The organism is Streptomyces sp. NPDC045955 (assembly GCF_056430805.1).
The window spans coordinates 592437-611786 of record NZ_JBWKKY010000002.1 but is presented as its reverse complement, the minus strand read 5'-3'; the positions used below and the strand labels follow the sequence as shown (position 1 = coordinate 611786).

The following is a 19350-nucleotide window of genomic DNA, read 5'->3' as shown; positions in this document are numbered from 1 at the left end:
GTCTCAGTCGCTCCCGTCACCACTCGCCCCCGTCGTCGCGACCTCACCCGGCCCGCCCTCGCTTCCCTCACCCCGAAGCAGCCCCCGCAGCCGCTCCCACCCCCGCTCACGCGCGAAGGCCCGCGCTCCCCACCGCAGCGCCGGCACCGTCCGCACCAGCCCTGACGGGTCCCGCTCCAGCACATGCACCTCGGCGATCCGCCGCCGCCCGGTCCGGTCGCGCACCAGGTGCAGCACCACCGAGAGGGCGGCCGCCACCTGACTGTGCAGCGCGGCACGGTCGAGACCGGCTGCCGTACCCAGGGCTTCCAGCCGGGCCGGCACGTCGGCGGCGGCATTGGCGTGCACGGTTCCGCAGCCGCCCTCGTGGCCCGTGTTCAACGCGGCCAGCAGATGCACCACTTCGGGTCCGCGCACCTCCCCCACGACCAGCCGGTCGGGCCGCATCCGCAGAGCCTGGCGCACCAGGTCCTCGAGGGTGACGAGGCCCGCGCCCTCCTGGTTGGCGGGTCTGGTCTCCAGCCGCACCACGTGCGGATGGTCCGGCCGCAGTTCCGCCGAGTCCTCGGCGAGGACGATCCGCTCGTCCGGCCCCACCAGCCCCAGAAGGGCGCTCAGCAGGGTCGTCTTGCCGCTGCCCGTGCCGCCGCTGACGAGGAAGGACAGCCGGGCGTCGAGCAGCGCGCGCAGCACGCGGTCCCCGCCCGGCGGCACGGTGCCCGCAGCGACCAGCTCCCCGAGCGTGAAGGCACGCGGCCGTACGACCCGAAGCGACAGGCAGGCGCACCCCACGGCGACCGGCGGCAGCACCGCGTGCAGCCGGGTCCCGTCGGGCAGCCGGGCGTCGGCCCAGGGCCGGGCGTCGTCCAGCCGGCGCCCGGCCACGGCGGCGAGGCGCTGGGCGAGCCTGCGTACGGCGGCCGCGTCCGCGAAACGCACGGGCGTGAGCTCCAGCCCGCCGCCCCGGTCCACCCAGACCCGGTCCGGGGCCGACACCAGCACGTCGGTCACCGCCGGGTCTGCGAGCAGGGGCTCCAGCGGCCCGCTGCCGACCAGCTCGGACCGCAACCGCGCGGCGGCCCCCAGGACTTCGGCGTCCCCGAGCACCCGGCCCTGTTCCCGCAGGGCCTGTGCCACGCGCGCGGGCGTCGGCTCGGCCCCGCTCTCGGCCAGCCACCGCCGTACTCCGTCGAGCAGTTCCGCGCCCTCCGGTCCGGCCAGGGTGCTCATGCCGCACCCGCCTCGACGAGCGCCCGCTCCCAGAACTCCTTGCAGAACCGGGCGAGCGGTCCGCGCGGGGCGGCGCCCGGGGGTGCCGTGCCCTCGTCCGGGCGCTGCAGTCGCGGCTCGGCCGGCACCTCGCCGACCAGGGGCAGTCCGAGCAGCCGGGCCACCTCCCGGTCGTCGAGTCCGGGCGGGTACGGCCCGCGGACGGCCACCCGCAGATCGCGCAGGACCATGCCGACCGCGGACGCCACCCGCCCGGCGGCCGCGACGGCGCGCAGTTCGGCGGGCACCACCAGCACGCCGACGTCGAGCTGGGTGAGGACCTCGGCGACGCCGTCGTCGATGCGGCGCGGCAGGTCGACCACGACGGTGCCGCCCCGGCGCCGGGCCGCGGCGAGCACCGCGCGCACCGCCTGGGGCGGGACGGCGATCCGGTCGCCGCGGTCCCAGCTGAGCACCCGCAGCGAATGCAGCTCGGGCAGCGACTCCTCCAGAGCGCCCCCGCCGACCCGCCCGCGTGAGGAGGCGAAGGCGGGCCAGCGCAGTCCGTCGGCCGTCTCGCCACCGAGGAGTACGTCGAGTCCGCCGCCCAGCGGATCGGCGTCCACGAGGAGTGTGCGCAGCCCCTCGCGCGCGGAGGTGACGGCGAGCGCGCACGCGAGTGTGGATGCTCCCGCCCCTCCCCGGCCGCCGATGACGCCCACGGTGAGGGCGGGCCGGCCGACGCCCTCGGCCACGTCGGCGATGCGGTCGACCAGCCACTGCTCACCGTCGGGCAGCATCAGGACGTGCTCGGCGCCGATCTCGACGGCCCGCCGCCACACCCCCGAGTCGTCCTGGTCCCGGCCGACGAGGACCACTCCCCTGCGCCGCGCGGCCCCGCGCACCCGCCGCGCGGCGTCGTCCCCCACGAGGACGAGCGGCGCGGTCTCCCAGCCTCCTCTGCGGTCGGGCACCCCGTGGTGCACTTCGGGTGTGGCGCCCGCCGCCGCGCACAGGCGCAGCAGGTCGTCGAGGAGTTCGGTGTCCTCGGTGACGATCAGCGGTCCGCCCGGCCGCCCTCCGGCGGCCGGCGGCGGATCGTGTGTGACGGCTCCTGCCACGGTCTCCATCCCCCTTCGCTGCATGACTCGCACGGCCCCTGTGGCCCCGCGATTCCCAAACGTGGGAAGAACCGGCAACGCGGCCTCCCTTTGAACGGCCGGCACAAACCGGCCGAGCGCCCCCGGCAATCGGAGCCGGGTCATGAACCGGCCGCGAGCGGGGTGCGCTGGAATCACGGTGCAGCGATCCCGGAAATCGTGTGGATCTTGGTGGATAACTGTGGACACCTCGACCGTTGTGAATATCGCCGTCACCCATACCGGTGACGCCCGCAGGCCTCAGCGCAACCCCCACAGAGCAGTCTGATGATTACACAGCGTCACAGATCATGAGCATGTCAAGAGCACCGCCGATGCGGCTTCGGAACGGCTCTCCGGCCGCACGAGGAAGGAGAAAATGCATCCGGACATGCGACGACCCCCGCCGGGGGGGAGAGCGGGGGTCGTCCCCACGGCCGACTCGGGGGGGGAGGAGTCGGACCGGGTTAGCACGGTCGCGAACGATCCGTGACTTCCATGGTGTACCCGAAGGCCCTCTCAGGCAAACCCACGCGCCCCACCTTACGCCGAATGGGCTGCCCCTATGCTCAAGGATGTGGAAAACCACTTGTCGCCCCGCACAGCGGCCTTCTTTGACCTGGACAAGACGGTCATTGCGAAGTCGAGCACGCTCACGTTCAGCAAGTCGTTCTACCAAGGCGGTCTGATCAACCGCAGGGCCGTCTTGCGAACTGCATACGCCCAGTTCGTCTTCCTGGCCGGCGGCGCCGACCACGAACAGATGGAGCGCATGCGCGCCTACCTGTCCGCGCTGTGCCGCGGCTGGAACGTGCAGCAGGTCAAGGAGATCGTCGCCGAGACGCTGCACGATCTGATCGACCCGATCATCTACGACGAGGCCGCCTCCCTCATCGAGGAACACCACACCGCCGGCCGCGACGTCGTGATCGTGTCCACGTCGGGCACGGAGGTGGTCGAACCGATCGGCGAGCTGCTCGGCGCGGACCGGGTGGTGGCGACCCGCATGGTCGTGGGCGAGGACGGCTGCTTCACCGGCGAGGTGGAGTACTACGCCTACGGCCCGACCAAGGCCGAGGCCATCAGGGAACTGGCCGCGTCCGAGGGGTACGACCTCAGCCGCTGCTACGCCTACAGCGACTCGGCGACCGACGTGCCGATGCTGGAGTCCGTCGGCCACCCCCACGCCGTGAACCCGGACCGGGCGCTGCGCCGCGAGGCCCTCGCGCGCGGGTGGCCGATTCTGGACTTCCACCGTCCGGTCCGGCTCAAGCAGCGCCTGCCCGGGTTCTCCGTACCGCCGCGTCCGGCGCTCGTCGCGATGGCCGCGATAGGCGCCGCCGCGGCCACGGCCGGCCTCGTCTGGTACGCGAACCGGCGCCGGGCGACCGTCGCTTGACCCGGAGCGACCCGAAGTCCTATTTGAAGGCAAAAGTAAAGAAGTGCAGCCTGGACTTCCGCTTACTCCGGGGCAGGAGTACAAAGGAGTCAACGGCCCGCGAGACCAAGGACATCCGAGAGGATCACCTTAATTACGCATATGGCCCCACGGACCGAGCATGAACACCGGGCACCCACGCGACGTCGACCCGTCGATTACGGGCCAGCCGCACCAGGGACGGGCAAAGTTCCCGACCTGATGGGCATATATCGAGGACGCTTGGTACCCCGATGTTCATGCCAGCGGCGGTACGAGTTCTCGTACCGCCGCATTTCTCTGCCGGACCGGCCCTGCCGTCACGCCGCTCCGCGCTGCAGCGCCTCGCACACCGCCATCGACTCGCGCGCCCCCAGTTCGACCGCCCTGCCACAGTGGGCGATCCATGCGGCCATGCCCTCCGGGGTGCCGGAGACGTACCCGTCGAGGGCCTCCAGGTAGGCCTCGCGGCCGAGCTCGGCGTGGCCCACCTCGGCCGCGCAGACCGACTTCGGATCCAGGCCGCTGCCGATCAGGACGATGCGTTCGGCCGTGCGCGCGACCAGGCCGTTGTGGGACGTGAAAGGACGCAGCGCGAGCAGCTCGCCGTGCACGACGGCGGCCGTCACGAGCGCCGGCGCGGTGCCGCCCGCGATGATCAGCTCCGCCAGACCCTCCAGCCGGCCGTGCGCCTCGGCCGCGCTCGGCAGCGGCAGCCCGACGAGCGGCTCGTCGACCGGCTCGCCCTCCTGCCGGGGCCGTCCCACCTGGTCGGCCTTGTCGGCCGCCGCCACCAGGTGCAGCCGGGCCAGCACCCGCAGGGGCGACTGCCGCCAGATGGACAGCAGCTGGCCCGCCTCGGCGGTGAGCCGTAGAGCGGCACCCACGGTGCGCGCCTCGTCGTCGCCGCTGAAGTCCGTACGCCGGCGGACCTCCTCCAGGGCCCAGTCCGCACCGGCCAGCGCCGCCGAGCCGCGGGCGCCGCGCAGGGCCGCCTCGGAGGTGATCGCGTTGCTGCGCCGACGCATGATCCGGTGGCCGTAGACCCGGTCCACGGACTTGCGTACGGACTCCACGGATTCGGCCACACCGGGCAGCGCCCCCAGGGCCGCGAGAGGGTCGGCGGTCGCGCCTGCTGTACTCATGAGTACGACCCTACGCACCCGGGGGACCCGCTCCGCGGCCAAGTGGCCATCTTCACTCGGGACGCTACTTCGCCGCCGGAGCCCCGGGCGCGCCCTTCGCCGCCGGAGCCCCGGGCGCGCCCTTCGGGGCCCGGGCGGGCCCGCCCCCGAGGAAGGACGCCCAGCCCTGCTTCGGCGCCTCGCCGACCTTCAGCGTGCGCAGCTTCTCCAGCGTCGTCGGGTCCTGGGCGTCCAGCCAGTCCACGAGCTGCCGGAACGAGACACAGCGCACCTCCTCCTTGGTGCACACCGTCTCGATGACCTCCTCGACGGCCCGCATGTAGGTGCCGCCGTTCCAGGACTCGAAGTGGTTGCCGATGATCAGGGGCGCGCGGTTGCCGTCGTAAGCGCGGTGGAAGCCCTTGAGCAGGCCGTCGCGCATCTGGTCGCCCCAGAAGTCGTGCATGGCGGGGTTGCCCCGGGTGGTGGTGCCCGACTGGTTGACCATGAAGTTGTAGTCCATGGCCAGCTGCTCGTAGGAGTGCCCGGGGAACGGCACGAGCTGCATGGACACGTCCCACAGACCCTGCTTCTTCTTCGGCCAGACCTGGTCGTTGACGCCGCTGGTGTCGTAGCGGAAGCCCAGGTCGCGTGCCGCCTCCATGAAGTTCCGCTGACCCTCCAGGCAGGGCGTGCGGGCGCCGATGAGCTCCTTGTCGTAGTCGAAGGGCAGCGGGGACGCCCCGTTCAAGGCGGCGTTGGTCTTCCAGGTCTTCACGAACTGCTTGGCCTGGGCGATCTCGTCCTTCCAGTCCTGCACGGTCCACTCGCCGACTCCGCCGCCGCTGCCGCAGAAGTGGCCGTTGAAGTGGGTGCCGATCTCGTTGCCCTCCAGCCACGCCAGACGCAGCTGCTCCACCGTGGCGGCGATGCCGCGGCGGTCGTTGAAGCCGATGTCGGAGCGGCCCGGGGAGTGCTGCGGCGGCCGGTACAGGTCGCGCTTGTCGTCCGGCAGCAGGTACACGCCGCTCAGGAAGTACGTCATGGTCGCGTTGTTCGCCTTGGCGACCTCGCGGAAGTGCGAGAACAGCTTCTGGCTGTCCTCGCCCGCGCCGTCCCAGGAGAAGACGACGAACTGCGGGGGCTTCTGGCCGGGCCGCAGCCGCTCGGGCCGGGGCAGGTGGGGCTGGGCGCCGGTGTAGGCGGTGGAACCGTCTCCGATCAGCCGGACCGCGCTTCGGGGCGCGTGAGCCGGCGGCTTCGCCTCGCGCGGGGCGGGGTTCTCGTGCCCCGATGTGCCGGTCCCAGTCCCGCAACCGGCGAGCGATGCGGCACAGACCGCGGCGATCACGGGGCCCGCGACGATCCTGTGGCTGGCGGCCATGTTCCGTCCACCTTCTTCCTTCTTTCGGGTGCGGACAGCGCCGCCAAATTCGCACGAGACCGAGAAGGAATTAGTACGACAAGCCGATCACATGGCCACTTCACCCTTCAGGGTGATTTATCAGCCCATTTGCCCGTAAAGTCCATGCTCGTCCTTTACTCTGCATTACGATTCGTTTACCGAGCGTTGATTCATCCCGCCGAATTACACCGTGACCACGGCCACGACCGGCCCCGCACCGAGCGGAGAGCCCGTTGTGCGACCGCGCAGCCCCGGAGGAGACGGGAAACACATGTCAGCCTGCGTCCCCACCCGCGCCGCCGATCCGAACCGGACCGAGCGCACCCATCCACCCCACAGCCCGCCGCCCCATGGCCCCCGCCGTTTCCGGATCGCGGGTGCCGACGTGTCGGCCTCGATCGCGGTCTTCCTGATCGCCCTGCCCCTTTCCCTGGGCATCGCCCTCGCCACCGGCGCACCGCTCCAGGCCGGCCTCGTCGCCGCCGCCGTGGGCGGGCTCGTCGCCGGACGGCTCGGCGGCTCCCCGCTCCAGGTGAGCGGACCGGCCGCCGGACTCACCGTCGTCACCGCCGATCTCATCCAGCGCTACGGCTGGCGGACGACCTGCGCCATCACCGTCCTCGCCGGCCTCACCCAACTGGGCCTCGGCTGTCTGCGCGTGGCCCGTGGCGCCCTCGCCGTCAGCCCCGCCATCGTGCACGGCATGCTCGCCGGGATCGGCGTCACCATCGCCGTCGCCCAGCTGCACATCGTGCTCGGCGGCACACCGCAGAGTTCCGTCCCGGACAACCTCCGCGCTCTGCCCGCCCAGTTGGCGGACATGCGCCTCGCGGCCGTGTCGGTGAGCGCGCTGACCCTGGTGCTGCTGCTGCTCTGGCCGAGACTGCCGGGCCGGGCCGGACGCCTGCTGCGCAAGGTCCCGGCCGCGCTCGTCGCCGTCGCCGGAGCCAGCGTCGCCGCCGCCCTCACCGGGCTCCGCCTGCCCAAGGTCGACCTGCCGTCCTGGAGCAACCACGCCCTGGCCGGACTGCCCGAGGGCCCTGTGCTCGGCATCGTCGCCGCGGTGCTCACCACCACGCTGGTGTGCAGCGTGCAGTCTCTGCTCGGCGCGGTCGCCGTGGACAAGCTGGTGGCCGGCCGCCCGGGCCTGTCCGCCCGCGTCCGGCGCTCCGACCTCGACCGCGAACTGCTCGGACAGGGCGCCGCGAACATCGTCTCCGGCTCGCTCGGCGGACTGCCCATCGCGGGCGTGGCCGTGCGGACTTCGGCGAATGTGCACGCGGGGGCAGTGAGCCGGAACTCCACGATGCTGCACGGCGTTCTCGTAGTGATCGCCACGCTGCTGATGGTCCCCATCCTGGAGCTCATCCCGCTCGCCTCGCTCGCCGCCCTGGTGATGGCCGTCGGCATCCAGATGGTGTCCCTGCACCACATCCGCACCGTGACGCGCCATCGAGAAGTGTGGGTGTACGCCGTCACCACCCTCGGCGTCGTGTCCCTCGGCGTCCTGGAGGGCGTCGCGCTGGGCATCGCCATGGCCGTCGGCGTGGCCCTGCACCGCCTCACCCGCACCCGCATCACGCACGAAGAGACGGAAGGAGTCCATCACGTACACGTCAGAGGGCAGTTGACGTTCCTCGCGGTGCCACGGCTCAGCCGGGCCCTGCACCTCGTGCCCCACGGCGCCGACACCGTCGTCGAGCTGGACGGGTCGTTCATGGACCACGCGGCGTACGAGACGCTGCAGGACTGGCAGAAGACGCACACCGCGCAGGGCGGCACGGTCGAAATCACCGGCCGTCACCCCGGCGTCCGCATCTCCGAGCCCCAGGCCTTCACCGGCTGCCGTTGCCGGCCCTGGACGCCCTGGCGCAACCACCAGTGCGACCGGCCCGAATACGCTCCCTCTTCCCGGAAGGACCCGGGCGGGACTGACCGCACCGACCTGGACCCGAAGGGCACCGGCGGAGCCAGTGGGCACGAACTGGCGCGTGGCATCAGCGCGTTCCAGCGCAACACCGCGCCCCTGGTGCGCAGCGAGCTCGCCCGGCTGGCGCGTGAGGGTCAGCGGCCGTCGCAGCTCTTCCTGACCTGCGCCGACTCGCGGCTGGTCACGTCGATGATCACCTCCAGCGGTCCGGGCGACCTGTTCGTCGTGCGCAACGTGGGCAATCTCGTCCCACGGCCGGGCGAGGAGAGCGGCGACGACTCGGTGGCGGCCGCGATCGAGTACGCCGTGGACGTGCTCCAGGTGCGGTCCATCACCGTGTGCGGGCACTCGGGGTGCGGAGCCATGCAGGCGCTGCTCAACTCCGAGCCCGGCGGCGCCCGGACACCGCTGAAGCGGTGGCTGCGGCACGGGCTGCCGAGCCTGGAGCGCATGGCCGACGACAGCGGGCCGTGGGGCAGGCTGGCCGGACGGGCTCCCAAGGACGCGGTCGAGCAGCTCTGCCTGACCAACGTGGTCCAGCAACTGGAGCACCTGCGTGCCCACGACTCGGTGGCCCGGGCCCTCGCCAAGGGCTCCCTGGAACTGCACGGGATGTACTTCCACGTGGGCGAGGCCCAGGCCTACCTGCTCACCGAAACGGACGGCGGCAGCGTCTTCGACCGCGTACGCGAGGCGGACCTGATGGCGTGAGCCCGGCCCGCGCACGGGTGTGCGGCCCGGACGGCCCCGGCAGCCCGACGGCCTCCTGGCCGCACACCCGCCGCCGCACACCGCACCGCCGGCACCCCCCGCCGCACGGACGCCCTCACCGCCGCACACCCACCGCCCGGACGCCCCCCGTCCGCCCCGCCCCCAGGCGTGACGCGCGTTACACAGGCTGAACTTTCCCTGGTCGGCGTCCGTGGGTACGGATGACGCCGGCTGCCGACCCCACCGCCCGACAGGTCTAAACCAATCGGCGGTCGGCCCTTGTCATCGCACCCCCGGGTCTGATGAGCTGTGGCCTGGGACACAACGGACACCCTGGGAAAGGCAGATGCCGTGAGCAACGAAAGCCTGGCCAACCTGCTCAAGGAAGAGCGCAGGTTCGCACCCCCCGCCGACCTGGCCGCCGACGCCAACGTCACCGCGGAGGCGTATGAACAGGCCAAGGCTGACAGGCTCGGCTTCTGGGCCGAGCAGGCCCGTCGGCTGACCTGGGCCAAGGAGCCCACCGAGACGCTCGACTGGTCGAACCCGCCGTTCGCCAAGTGGTTCAAGGACGGCGAGCTCAACGTCGCCTACAACTGCGTCGACCGGCATGTGGAGGCCGGGCACGGCGACCGTGTCGCGATCCACTTCGAGGGCGAGCCCGGCGACAGCCGTGCCCTCACCTACGCCGAGCTCAAGGACGAGGTCTCCAAGGCCGCCAACGCCCTGCTGGAACTGGGAGTTCAGGCCGGCGACCGGGTCGCCGTCTACATGCCGATGATCCCCGAGACGGCGATCGCGATGCTGGCCTGCGCCCGCATCGGCGCCGCACACTCCGTCGTCTTCGGCGGTTTCTCCTCGGACGCGCTCGCCACCCGCATCCAGGACGCCGACGCGCGCGTGGTCATCACCTCCGACGGCGGCTACCGGCGCGGCAAGCCGTCCGCACTGAAGCCTGCCGTGGACGAGGCCGTCGAGAAGGCGGGCAATGTGGAGCACGTCCTGGTCGTGCGCCGCACGGGACAGGAAGTCGCCTTCACCGAGGGCCGCGACGTGTGGTGGCACGACCTCGTCGGGCGGCAGAGCGCCGAGCACACCCCGCAGGCGTTCAACGCCGAGCACCCGCTGTTCATCCTCTACACCTCGGGCACCACGGGTAAGCCGAAGGGCATCCTGCACACCTCCGGCGGCTACCTCACGCAGACCGCCTACACCCACCACGCCGTCTTCGACCTCAAGCCGGAGACGGACGTCTACTGGTGCACCGCCGACGTCGGCTGGGTCACCGGCCACTCGTACATCGTCTACGGCCCGCTCGCGAACGGCGCGACGCAGGTCATGTACGAGGGCACGCCCGACACCCCGCACCAGGGCCGTTTCTGGGAGATCGTCCAGAAGTACGGCGTGACGATCCTCTACACCGCGCCGACCGCGATCCGTACGTTCATGAAGTGGGGCGACGACATCCCCGCCAAGTTCGACCTGTCCAGCCTGCGGGTGCTGGGCTCGGTGGGCGAGCCGATCAACCCCGAGGCGTGGATCTGGTACCGCAAGAACATCGGCGGCGACCGCACCCCGATCGTGGACACCTGGTGGCAGACCGAGACCGGCGCGATGATGATCACCCCGCTGCCGGGTGTGACGGCGACCAAGCCCGGATCCGCGCAGACGCCGCTGCCCGGCATCTGTGCGACGGTCGTCGACGACGAGGCGAACGAGGTGCCCAACGGCGGCGGCGGCTACCTGGTGCTGACCGAGCCGTGGCCGTCGATGCTCCGCACCATCTGGGGCGACGACCAGCGGTTCATCGACACGTACTGGTCGCGCTTCGAGGGCAAGTACTTCGCCGGTGACGGCGCCAAGAAGGACGACGACGGCGACATCTGGCTGCTCGGCCGGGTCGACGACGTCATGCTCGTCTCCGGGCACAACATCTCCACCACGGAGGTCGAGTCCGCACTCGTCTCCCACCCCTCGGTCGCCGAGGCTGCCGTGGTCGGCGCGGCGGACGAGACGACCGGGCAGGCGATCGTCGCGTTCGTGATCCTGCGCGGCACGGCCTCCGAGACCGAGACCCTGGTCGCCGAGCTGCGCGCCCACGTCGGCAACGCGCTCGGCCCGATCGCCAAGCCCAAGCGGATCCTGCCCGTGGCCGAGCTGCCCAAGACCCGCTCCGGCAAGATCATGCGGCGTCTGCTGCGGGACGTCGCCGAGAACCGCCAGCTCGGTGACGTCACCACGCTGACCGACTCCACGGTCATGGAGCTCATCCAAGCCAAGCTGCCGGCCGCGCCCAGCGAGGACTGATCACCACTCAGGCATAGCGCAGCGGACGAAGGGGCACCCGGCGGTCGGCACGCCGGGTGCCCCTTCGGCACCCCACGGTGTCGATCACCGGATGCGCTCGGCCATGTGTCTGCCTAGAATGTTTACCTAGCCTAAGAAAAACAACTGCTCCATGGTGCGCCGGGAAGTCTGGTCGGCATGTGTTCAGCCCTGCCCACCGACCGGAGGTCTTCCCCGTGACCGCGCCAAGCCCCAGCACCCCCCGCAAGGTTCTCGGCCGGCTGTCGCTCCCCGAGCGCACCTTCGTGGCGGACGCGCTGCGCACCGAGACCGTCGGCGGGGTGCTGCTGCTCGTCGCCGCGGTCACCGCGCTGCTCTGGGCGAACGTGCCCGCGCTGCATGACAGCTACGAGAGCGTCGCGCACTTCCACTTCGGCCCGGCCGCCCTCGGCCTGGACCTGTCGGTCGCGCACTGGGCCGCCGACGGGCTGCTGGCGATCTTCTTCTTCGTCGCCGGGATCGAACTCAAACGCGAACTCGTCGCAGGTGATCTGCGCGACCCCAAGGCCGCCGCGCTGCCGGTGGTCGCCGCACTGTGCGGCATGGCCGTACCGGCCCTCGTCTACGTCCTCACCAACGTCATCGGCGGCGGCTCGCTGGCCGGCTGGGCCGTGCCCACCGCCACGGACATCGCCTTCGCGCTCGCCGTGCTCGCGGTCATCGGCACCTCCCTGCCGAGCGCGCTGCGGGCGTTCCTGCTCACGCTCGCCGTCGTCGACGACCTCTTCGCGATCCTGATCATCGCGGTGTTCTTCACCGACAGCCTGAACTTCGCCGCGCTCGGCGGCGCCGTCGCGGGCCTGGCCGTCTTCTGGTTGCTGCTGCGGGGCGGCGTACGCGGCTGGTACGTGTACGTGCCGCTCGCGCTCGTGATCTGGGCGCTGATGTACAACAGCGGCGTCCACGCCACCATCGCCGGCGTCGCCATGGGCCTGATGCTGCGCTGCCACCGGCACGAGGGCGAGGCCCACTCCCCCGGCGAGCACATCGAGCACCTCGTACGGCCCCTGTCGGCAGGGCTGGCCGTACCGCTGTTCGCGCTCTTCAGCGCCGGTGTCGTCGTCTCCGGCGGCGCTCTGGCCGACGTGTTCACCCAGCCGGAGACCCTCGGCGTCGTCCTCGGACTGGTCGTCGGCAAGGCGCTCGGCATCTTCGGCGGGACATGGCTGGCGGCCCGTTTCACCCGGGCGTCGCTCAGCGACGACCTCGCCTGGGCGGACGTGTTCGCGGTGGCGAGTCTCGCCGGCATCGGCTTCACCGTCTCGCTGCTGATCGGGGAGCTCGCCTTCGAGGGCGACCAGGTGATGACCGACGAGATCAAGGCCGCGGTGCTGCTGGGCTCGCTCATCGCCGCGACACTCGCGACCGTGCTGCTGAAGATGCGCAACGCCAAGTACCGTCGACTGTGGGAGAGCGAGGAGCGCGATGAGGACGCCGACGGCATCCCGGACATCTACGAGGAGGACGACCCGGCGTACCACGAGCGGCTGGCCGCCCTCTACGAGCGCAAGGCCGCCGACCACCGCCGGATCGCCCAGGAGAAGGCGGCCGCGCGCCACGGGCTTGCCGAAGTACCGGGTGGGGCAGGCGATGACCACCACCGTCCGGCATGATCTGACGGGACGGTACAAAAGACGGGACCGTGCGCAGTCAGACCGTACGCAGTCGGACGACTGTGGCCAGTCAGGCACAAGACGCGGAAATCGGACCGTACGCAGAAGAGGGAGACCGCGATGAGCGCACCCGACGGCAGCCCGGTCGGCGCCGAACGCACCATCGGCCAGCTGTTCGCCTCGGCGACGGCGGAAATGTCGGCGCTGGTGCACGACGAGATCGCGCTGGCCAAGGCGCAGCTCAAACAGGATGTGAAGCGCGGCGCGACCAGCGGTGGCGCCTTCTCCATGGCGGGAGCGGTACTGCTGTTCTCCCTGCCGATGCTGAACTTCGCGCTGGCGTACGGCATCCGCACCTGGTCCGACTGGAACCTGGCGATCTGCTTCCTGCTGTCCTTCGCGGCGAACGTCCTCGTCGCGGTCGTGCTCGCGCTGATCGGCGTGGCCTTCGCGAAGAAGGCCAAGAAGAGCCAGGGCCCGCAGAAGGTCGCCGCCTCCATGAAGGAGACCGCGGGCGTCCTCCAGAAGGCCAAGCCGCACCCGCGGCCCGAGCTCCCGAAGGACCGGGTCCCCGAGGCCATCGAGGCTGTGGCACGCTCGTCGTCATGACCGATCCCGCCACACCTTCGGCACAACCGGCTTCGGCCGTGCGGCTGGACGGACCCTGGAGCCACCGCGACGTCGCCGCCAACGGCGCCCGCTTCCACATCGCCGAGCTGGGCGACGGTCCGCTGGTCCTGCTCCTGCACGGCTTCCCGCAGTTCTGGTGGACCTGGCGGCACCAGCTGGTGGCGCTCGCCGACGCCGGCTTCCGGGCCGTCGCCATGGACCTGCGGGGCGTCGGAGGCAGCGACCGTACGCCGCGCGGTTACGACCCCGCCAACCTCGCCCTCGACGTCACCGGCGTCATCCGCTCGCTCGGCGAGCCGGATGCCGCGCTGGTCGGCCACGACCTGGGCGGATACCTGGCGTGGACGGCGGCCGCGATGCGCCCCAAGCTGGTGCGGCGGCTGGCGGTCGCGTCCATGCCACATCCGCGGCGCTGGCGCGCGGCCATGCTGCGGGACGTCAAGCAGACCCGCGCCGGTTCACACATCTGGGGGTTCCAGCGGCCCTGGATCCCGGAGCGGCAGCTCACCGCCGACGACGGGGCGCTAGTGGCCGAACTGATCCAGGACTGGTCCGGGCCGCGCCCGCCGGAGGACGAGGCGCTGGAGAACTACCGCCGGGCCATGTGCATCCCCTCCGCGGCGCACTGCGCGGTCGAGCCGTACCGCTGGATGGTGCGCTCCCTGGCCCGCCCGGACGGCATCCAGTTCAACCGCCGGATGAAGCGGCCCGTGCGCGTGCCGACGCTCCATCTGCACGGCTCGCTCGACCCCGTGATGCGCACGCGCAGCGCGGCCGGGTCCGGCGAGTACGTAGAAGCCCCGTACCGCTGGCGCCTGTTCGACGGCCTCGGCCACTTCCCGCACGAGGAGGATCCGGTCGCGTTCTCCTCGGAACTCATCAACTGGCTGAAGGATCCCGAACCCGATCGGTGACCGGGTGACCGCGGCCGGTGGCCGCGCGTGAACGCCTGTCCGACGAACGGCCAATTGCCTGACGCATAGGCCAATTGGGCGCTCCCGGGGCGGTTATCGACCATGGGGCGGGGGCACACGTCGGGGTATGGGCTGGACGCACGACTACAGTGACGCAAGCCGCAATCGCCGCTCGGCGGGCGGTGCGAACCCCCACCAGCGAAGCGGTGCACCGCAGATGGCGACCGCGGACCCCAGGGTCGGGATCCCGCGCATCCTCCGCCGCCGCGCCCGCTGGGTCTCCGTACGTCTGCGCCACACACGCGACTGAGGCGTCACTCGCGCGAGTGACGCCCCGACCACCTCGCCCCCAGGGCCGCTCCAGTACTGCAACGGTGCTTGTTCTGATTGCTGGGCAGTTTTCAGGGGCTGTGTCCGCGTCGTCTGTCATGGCTGATGCGGGTTTGGTGCCGGCGTCGTCGTCGCCAGGGTGATGTGGCGGTGCCGACCGGGGTAGCGGCGGACCTGGTAGTCGTCCAGGCCGCACTCCTGCTTCGCACAGGACAGGGAGCTGCTCCTGGTGCGGGCATGCGGTCGCTGCACGACGCTGCCGTCCTGTTCCGAGTTGAGATCACACTGACACCGCTTCGAACCGGGGCTCCGCCTGACCAGGAACGACCGGCTTCCGTGTCACATTTCCCGGCCGCGATCCGTCAGGGCAGTGACATCAACACCAAGCCCGAAGGAGACGGCGATGGAAGCACGTTCGATCACGGCAGAGGTCCCGATGGTTCCGCGGATGCCCGAGGACCCCGCGGAGCTCGTCCCCGAGCTGGCGGAGGTCTCGGCGGCGCTGTTCAAGGTCACCGGCAACCGTTCGGTACCGCGCTCCACGATCAGCCTGGTCCAGCTGCGTGCGGGTCAGATCGTCGGCAGCACCTACCTGACCGTTCTGCACACGGGATTCCTGCGCAAGGCCGGGGAGTCGGAGGAGCGGATCACGTCGGTGGCGTCCTGGCGGGACTCGCCGTACTTCACTGGTGCCGAGCGTGCCGCGCTGGCACTTGTGGACGCCGTGCTTCAGCCGTCCGCAGACGGCGAGAGGGTCTCCGACGAGCTGTATGCACAGGCAGCCGAGCACTATGAGGCCAAGGCGCTGGCCACGCTGATGTTCGCGATCGGCCAGGTCAACTTCTTCATCCCCGTGGCGCTCATCGCCAAGCCGGTGCCCGGCCGGTCCTTCACCGACCCGTGGAAGTGAGGCCACCCGGGTAAGGCCGGCCTGGTCGGCCTAAACCCGGGATCACCGCCTTGATAGTGCGTCTGCGCAGGTGGGCGCGGTTGGCTCGGGAGGAGTACGCCTTGTCGCCGGCCACTGCCTCCGGCCAGGGCCTGGGGCGGCCGACCCGGCCGCCCCCTTGATCTTCTTGAGGACCGGGATGCAGCGCGGGCTGTCGGCGGCCCGCCCGGGAGCACCCCAGCGATCAGAACAAGCACCGTTGCAGTACTAGAGCGCGCAGCTGTCGCTGCCCACCTGCTGGTTCGCGGTGCGCCCCTTGGTGATGTCGTCCTGGATCTCGTCCACGGTGAGCGCGTACCCCGTCTCGGCGTCGTCGAGGGACTTGGCGAAGACCACGCCGTAGACCCTGCCGTCGGGCGTGAGCAGCGGGCCGCCGGAGTTGCCCTGGCGGACGGTCGCGAAGAGGGAGTAGACGTCGCGGCGGACCGTGCCGCGGTGGTAGATGTCCGGGCCGTTGGCCGTGATGCGTCCCCGCACGCGCGCGGCCCGCACGTCGTACGCCCCGTTCTCCGGGAAACCCGCGACGATCGCGCCGTCGCCGCTGCCCGCGTCCTTGGTGGTGAACCGCAGCACGGGCGCCTTGAGGTCGGGCACGTCGAGTACGGCGATGTCGCGCCGCCAGTCGTAGAGCACGACCGTGGCGTCGTACTTCCTGCCCTCGCCGCCTATCTGCACGGTCGGCTCGTCGACGCCGCCCACCACATGCGCGTTGGTCATGACGCGGCGGTCGTCGAAGACGAAGCCGGTGCCCTCCAGGACCTTGCCGCAGCTCGGGGCCGTGCCCATGACCTTGACGATGGAGCGCTGGGCGCGGGTCGCCACCGGGCTGCCGGCCAGGGCCGGGTCGGGCCGCTGGACGTCGGTGATCGGCTCGTTCGAGAACGGGCTGAAGACCTGCGGGAAGCCGTTCTGCGCGAGGACCGAGGAGAAGTCCGCGAACCAGGTGGCGGCCTGATCGGGCAGCGCCTGGGAGACGCCGAGCAGCACCTTGGAGTTGCGGACCTCCTTGCCGAGCGTCGGCAGTGTGGTGCCCGCGAGGGCCGAGCCGATCAGCCAGGCGACCAGGAGCATCGCCACGACGTTGACCAGGGCGCCGCCGGTGGCGTCCAGGGCCCGGGCCGGGGACCAGGTGATGTGCCGGCGCAGCTTGTTGCCGAGGTGGGTGGTGAGGGCCTGGCCGACGGAGGCGCAGACGATGACGACGACGACCGCGACGACGGCCGCGGTCGTGTTCACCTGCGCGTTGTCCGTGATCGCGTCCCAGATGACGGGCAGCGCGTAGACCGCGACGAGACCGCCACCCAGGAAGCCGGTCACCGACAGGATGCCGACGACGAATCCCTGGCGGTACCCCACGACCGCGAACCACACGGCGGCGACCAGCAACAAGATGTCCAGCACGTTCACGGAGGCCACCCTGTCATGCGCGCCAGTCGAGCGGGACCTGCTTCTCGCGGTCCCAGGGCTGCTCCCAGCCCGCGTAGTGCAGCAGCCGGTCGATGATTCCGGCCGTGAAGCCCCAGACAAGTGCCGATTCGACCAGAAATGCCGGTCCTCGGTAGCCGCTGGGGTGGACGGTGGTGGCGCGGTTCGCGGGATCCGTGAGATCCGCCACGGGGACGGTGAAGACCCTGGCGGTTTCGTTCGGATCGACGACCCCGACCGGGCTGGGCTCACGCCACCAGCCCAGCACCGGCGTGACGACGAAGCCGCTGACCGGGATGTAGAGCCTGGGCAGGACGCCGAACAGCTGGACGCCCGAGGGGTCGAGGCCGGTCTCCTCCTCCGCCTCGCGCAGGGCCGCCCGCAGCGGGCCGTCGCCCCGCGGGTCGCCGTCCTCCGGGTCGAGGGCGCCGCCGGGGAAGGAGGGCTGCCCTGCGTGCGAGCGCAGGGAACTCGCACGCTCCATGAGCAGCAGCTCCGGCCCGCGCTCGCCCTCCCCGAACAGGATCAGCACGGCGGACTGGCGCCCCGCGCCGTCCTCCGGGGGCAGGAAGCGGCTCAGCTGCCGCGGCCGGACCGTCTCCACGGCGTGCACCACCGGGTCCAGCCAGCCGGGCAGGCCCTCCTTGCTCACCGTCACCGGTCCGCCCTGTGTGTCGCTCGCCCGTGTCATCGCCACCCCCGTCGTCCTGCCGCATCCAACGCGCGGCGCCCCTGAGATCGTTCCGCGAACGGCCGCGATGCCCTGATCGGGAGGCCGGGGGGCGTCCGCGACGTCCCGTCGTCCGCCCGGAGGGCGGGCCCTGCGGCGTCCGGTGCGTGCTCTGGGAGTCCCCCGGCCGAAGGCTGGAGGAGTGCCGGACGAACGGCCGCGCACTGGTTGTACGCGGGTGTTCGACCGGTGCGGCGAGTGGGGGCACCTCCCACGCTCTCAAGGCAGTGGGGGAGCGTGCCGGGCGTCGCAGGGCAGGCGGGGCTTTGCGGACACCCCCCGGTGGGGCAGCTCATCCGGCCCCCAGCGGCGGCGCCGGTTTGCCGCCCGCGTCCAGGTAGGCCTGCGGGGGGTTCAGACGCTGGCCGGGGAAGCCGCCCTTCTCGTACTTGAGCAGCTTCTTCGCCTTCTCCGGGTCGGTCTCGCCCTCGCCGTACGCCGGGCAGAGCGGGGCGATCGGGCAGGCGCCGCAGGCGGGCTTGCGGGCGTGGCAGATACGGCGGCCGTGCCAGATCACATGGTGGGAGAGGTCCGTCCAGTCGCTCTTCGGGAAGAGGGCGCCGACCGCGGCCTCGATCTTGTCCGGGTCGGTCTCGGCGGTCCACTGCCAGCGGCGCACCAGGCGCTGGAAGTGCGTGTCCACGGTGATGCCGGGCCGGTCGAAGGCGTTCCCGAGCACGACGAACGCGGTCTTGCGGCCGACGCCGGGCAGCTTGACCAGGTCCTCCAGCCGGCCGGGAACCTCACCGCCGAAGTCCTCCACCAGGGCCTTGGACAGCCCTATGACCGACTTGGTCTTGGCCCGGAAGAAGCCGCACGGGCGGAGGATCTCCTCCACCTCCTCCGGGTTGGCGGTGGCCAGGTCCTCGGGGGTGGGGTACTTGGCGAAGAGGGCGGGGGTCGTCTGGTTGACGCGCAGGTCGGTGGTCTGGGCGGACAGGACCGTCGCGACCACCAGCTGGAAGGGGTTGGTGAAGTCCAGCTCGGGGTGGGCGTACGGGTAGACCTCGGCGAGCTCGCGGTTGATACGGCGGGCCCGGCGGACCAGGGCGGTACGCGACTCATCGCCGGGCGGGTGGACGACGGTCCTGGCCGGAGCGGTGTCCTTGAGGCGGGCTGTGGCCTTCTTGGGCGCGACGGTGACCTTCTTGGCGGCGGGGGCCTTTTTCACGGGCGCGGCCTTCTTGCCGGCCGCGGCTTTCTTCGCGGACGCGGTCTTCTTCACAGCCGCCGCCTTCTTCGCGGACGCGGCCTTCTTCGCAGCCGCGGCTTTCTTCGCGGACGCCGTCTTCTTCACAGCCGCGGCCTGCATCGCGGATGCCTGCTCACTCGCGGCCCCGGCCCTCCTGGCAAGACCCTTCCGCGAGGGCGTCGACTTCCCGGGAGGCGCTGCCTCCCCTGTCGCTTTCGCCGTTTTCCTACCGCCATCGGGGCTCTGTTCGCCCACAGCGGAATCGCGACGTACAACCACCCGCCCA

The 19350-nt window shown here is 71.3% G+C and carries 15 protein-coding genes and 1 pseudogene; 8 read left to right on the top strand and 8 right to left on the bottom strand.

What is annotated here, in order from left to right:
- Nucleotides 1-3: 3 nt before the first annotated feature.
- On the bottom strand, nucleotides 4-1230 hold the full coding sequence (locus AC07F0_RS06250) for a TadA family conjugal transfer-associated ATPase (protein ID WP_478974869.1): 1227 nt from the start codon (nucleotides 1228-1230) through the stop codon (nucleotides 4-6).
- Entirely contained in the window at nucleotides 1227-2339 is a 1113-nt protein-coding gene (gene ssd / locus AC07F0_RS06245) for a septum site-determining protein Ssd (protein ID WP_478974866.1), read from the bottom strand. Before ssd ends, AC07F0_RS06250 begins: the two co-directional genes overlap by 4 nt.
- A 574-nt stretch (nucleotides 2340-2913) precedes the next feature.
- Here ssd and AC07F0_RS06240 point away from each other — a divergent pair.
- A complete protein-coding gene (locus AC07F0_RS06240; RefSeq protein WP_356922505.1) occupies nucleotides 2914-3747 on the top strand; it encodes an HAD family hydrolase in 834 nt (277 codons plus the stop codon).
- Between the two features lie 338 nt (nucleotides 3748-4085).
- On the opposite strand, the gene AC07F0_RS06235 is transcribed toward AC07F0_RS06240, so the two are convergent.
- Nucleotides 4086-4910, bottom strand: a complete 825-nt coding sequence (locus AC07F0_RS06235; RefSeq protein ID WP_478974863.1) for a Fic family protein — start codon at nucleotides 4908-4910, stop codon at nucleotides 4086-4088.
- Between the two features lie 64 nt (nucleotides 4911-4974).
- Entirely contained in the window at nucleotides 4975-6273 is a 1299-nt protein-coding gene (locus AC07F0_RS06230) for a polysaccharide deacetylase family protein (RefSeq protein WP_478974860.1), read from the bottom strand.
- A 292-nt stretch (nucleotides 6274-6565) separates the two neighbouring features.
- Between AC07F0_RS06230 and AC07F0_RS06225 the strand changes: the two genes are divergently transcribed.
- The 7 genes from AC07F0_RS06225 to AC07F0_RS06195 all read left to right on the top strand — a co-directional run bounded on the left by AC07F0_RS06225 (nucleotide 6566) and on the right by AC07F0_RS06195 (nucleotide 15678).
- On the top strand, nucleotides 6566-8935 hold the full coding sequence (locus AC07F0_RS06225; RefSeq protein ID WP_478974857.1) for a bifunctional SulP family inorganic anion transporter/carbonic anhydrase: 2370 nt from the start codon (nucleotides 6566-6568) through the stop codon (nucleotides 8933-8935).
- Nucleotides 8936-9286: 351 nt separating this feature from the next.
- Nucleotides 9287-11242 (top strand): acetate--CoA ligase, encoded by a 1956-nt coding sequence (gene acs, locus AC07F0_RS06220; protein ID WP_478974854.1) that lies wholly within the window; start codon nucleotides 9287-9289, stop codon nucleotides 11240-11242.
- 215 nt (nucleotides 11243-11457) lie between these two features.
- The gene (nhaA, locus tag AC07F0_RS06215; RefSeq protein WP_478974851.1) at nucleotides 11458-12894 is read left to right on the top strand and encodes a Na+/H+ antiporter NhaA; all 1437 of its coding nucleotides are present in this window, start codon (nucleotides 11458-11460) and stop codon (nucleotides 12892-12894) included.
- Nucleotides 12895-13014: 120 nt separating this feature from the next.
- The gene (locus AC07F0_RS06210; protein WP_436728021.1) at nucleotides 13015-13503 is read left to right on the top strand and encodes a phage holin family protein; all 489 of its coding nucleotides are present in this window, start codon (nucleotides 13015-13017) and stop codon (nucleotides 13501-13503) included.
- Nucleotides 13500-14438: an alpha/beta fold hydrolase gene (locus AC07F0_RS06205; protein ID WP_086561036.1), complete on the top strand. Its 939-nt coding sequence runs from the start codon at nucleotides 13500-13502 to the stop codon at nucleotides 14436-14438. Before AC07F0_RS06210 ends, AC07F0_RS06205 begins: the two co-directional genes overlap by 4 nt.
- 127 nt (nucleotides 14439-14565) lie before the next feature.
- Nucleotides 14566-14748: a hypothetical protein gene (locus AC07F0_RS06200; RefSeq protein ID WP_078602692.1), complete on the top strand. Its 183-nt coding sequence runs from the start codon at nucleotides 14566-14568 to the stop codon at nucleotides 14746-14748.
- Between the two features lie 423 nt (nucleotides 14749-15171).
- A complete protein-coding gene (locus tag AC07F0_RS06195; RefSeq protein WP_478974849.1) occupies nucleotides 15172-15678 on the top strand; it encodes a carboxymuconolactone decarboxylase family protein in 507 nt (168 codons plus the stop codon).
- 37 nt (nucleotides 15679-15715) lie between these two features.
- Here the strand turns inward: AC07F0_RS06195 and AC07F0_RS06190 are convergent.
- The 4 genes and pseudogenes from AC07F0_RS06190 to nth form a co-directional block, all read right to left on the bottom strand.
- Nucleotides 15716-15885 (bottom strand): annotated as a pseudogene (locus AC07F0_RS06190) (IS5/IS1182 family transposase); the annotation flags it as partial.
- Between the two features lie 39 nt (nucleotides 15886-15924).
- Nucleotides 15925-17124 carry a MarP family serine protease gene (locus tag AC07F0_RS06185; protein WP_478974846.1) on the bottom strand — a complete coding sequence of 400 codons (1200 nt, stop codon included), beginning with the start codon at nucleotides 17122-17124 and terminating at the stop codon, nucleotides 15925-15927.
- A gap of 13 nt (nucleotides 17125-17137) precedes the next feature.
- Complete coding sequence (locus tag AC07F0_RS06180) at nucleotides 17138-17833, bottom strand: NUDIX hydrolase (RefSeq protein WP_478974843.1); 696 nt, start codon at nucleotides 17831-17833, stop codon at nucleotides 17138-17140.
- A gap of 331 nt (nucleotides 17834-18164) precedes the next feature.
- Complete coding sequence (gene nth / locus AC07F0_RS06175; RefSeq protein ID WP_478974840.1) at nucleotides 18165-19343, bottom strand: endonuclease III; 1179 nt, start codon at nucleotides 19341-19343, stop codon at nucleotides 18165-18167.
- Nucleotides 19344-19350: the final 7 nt, after the last annotated feature.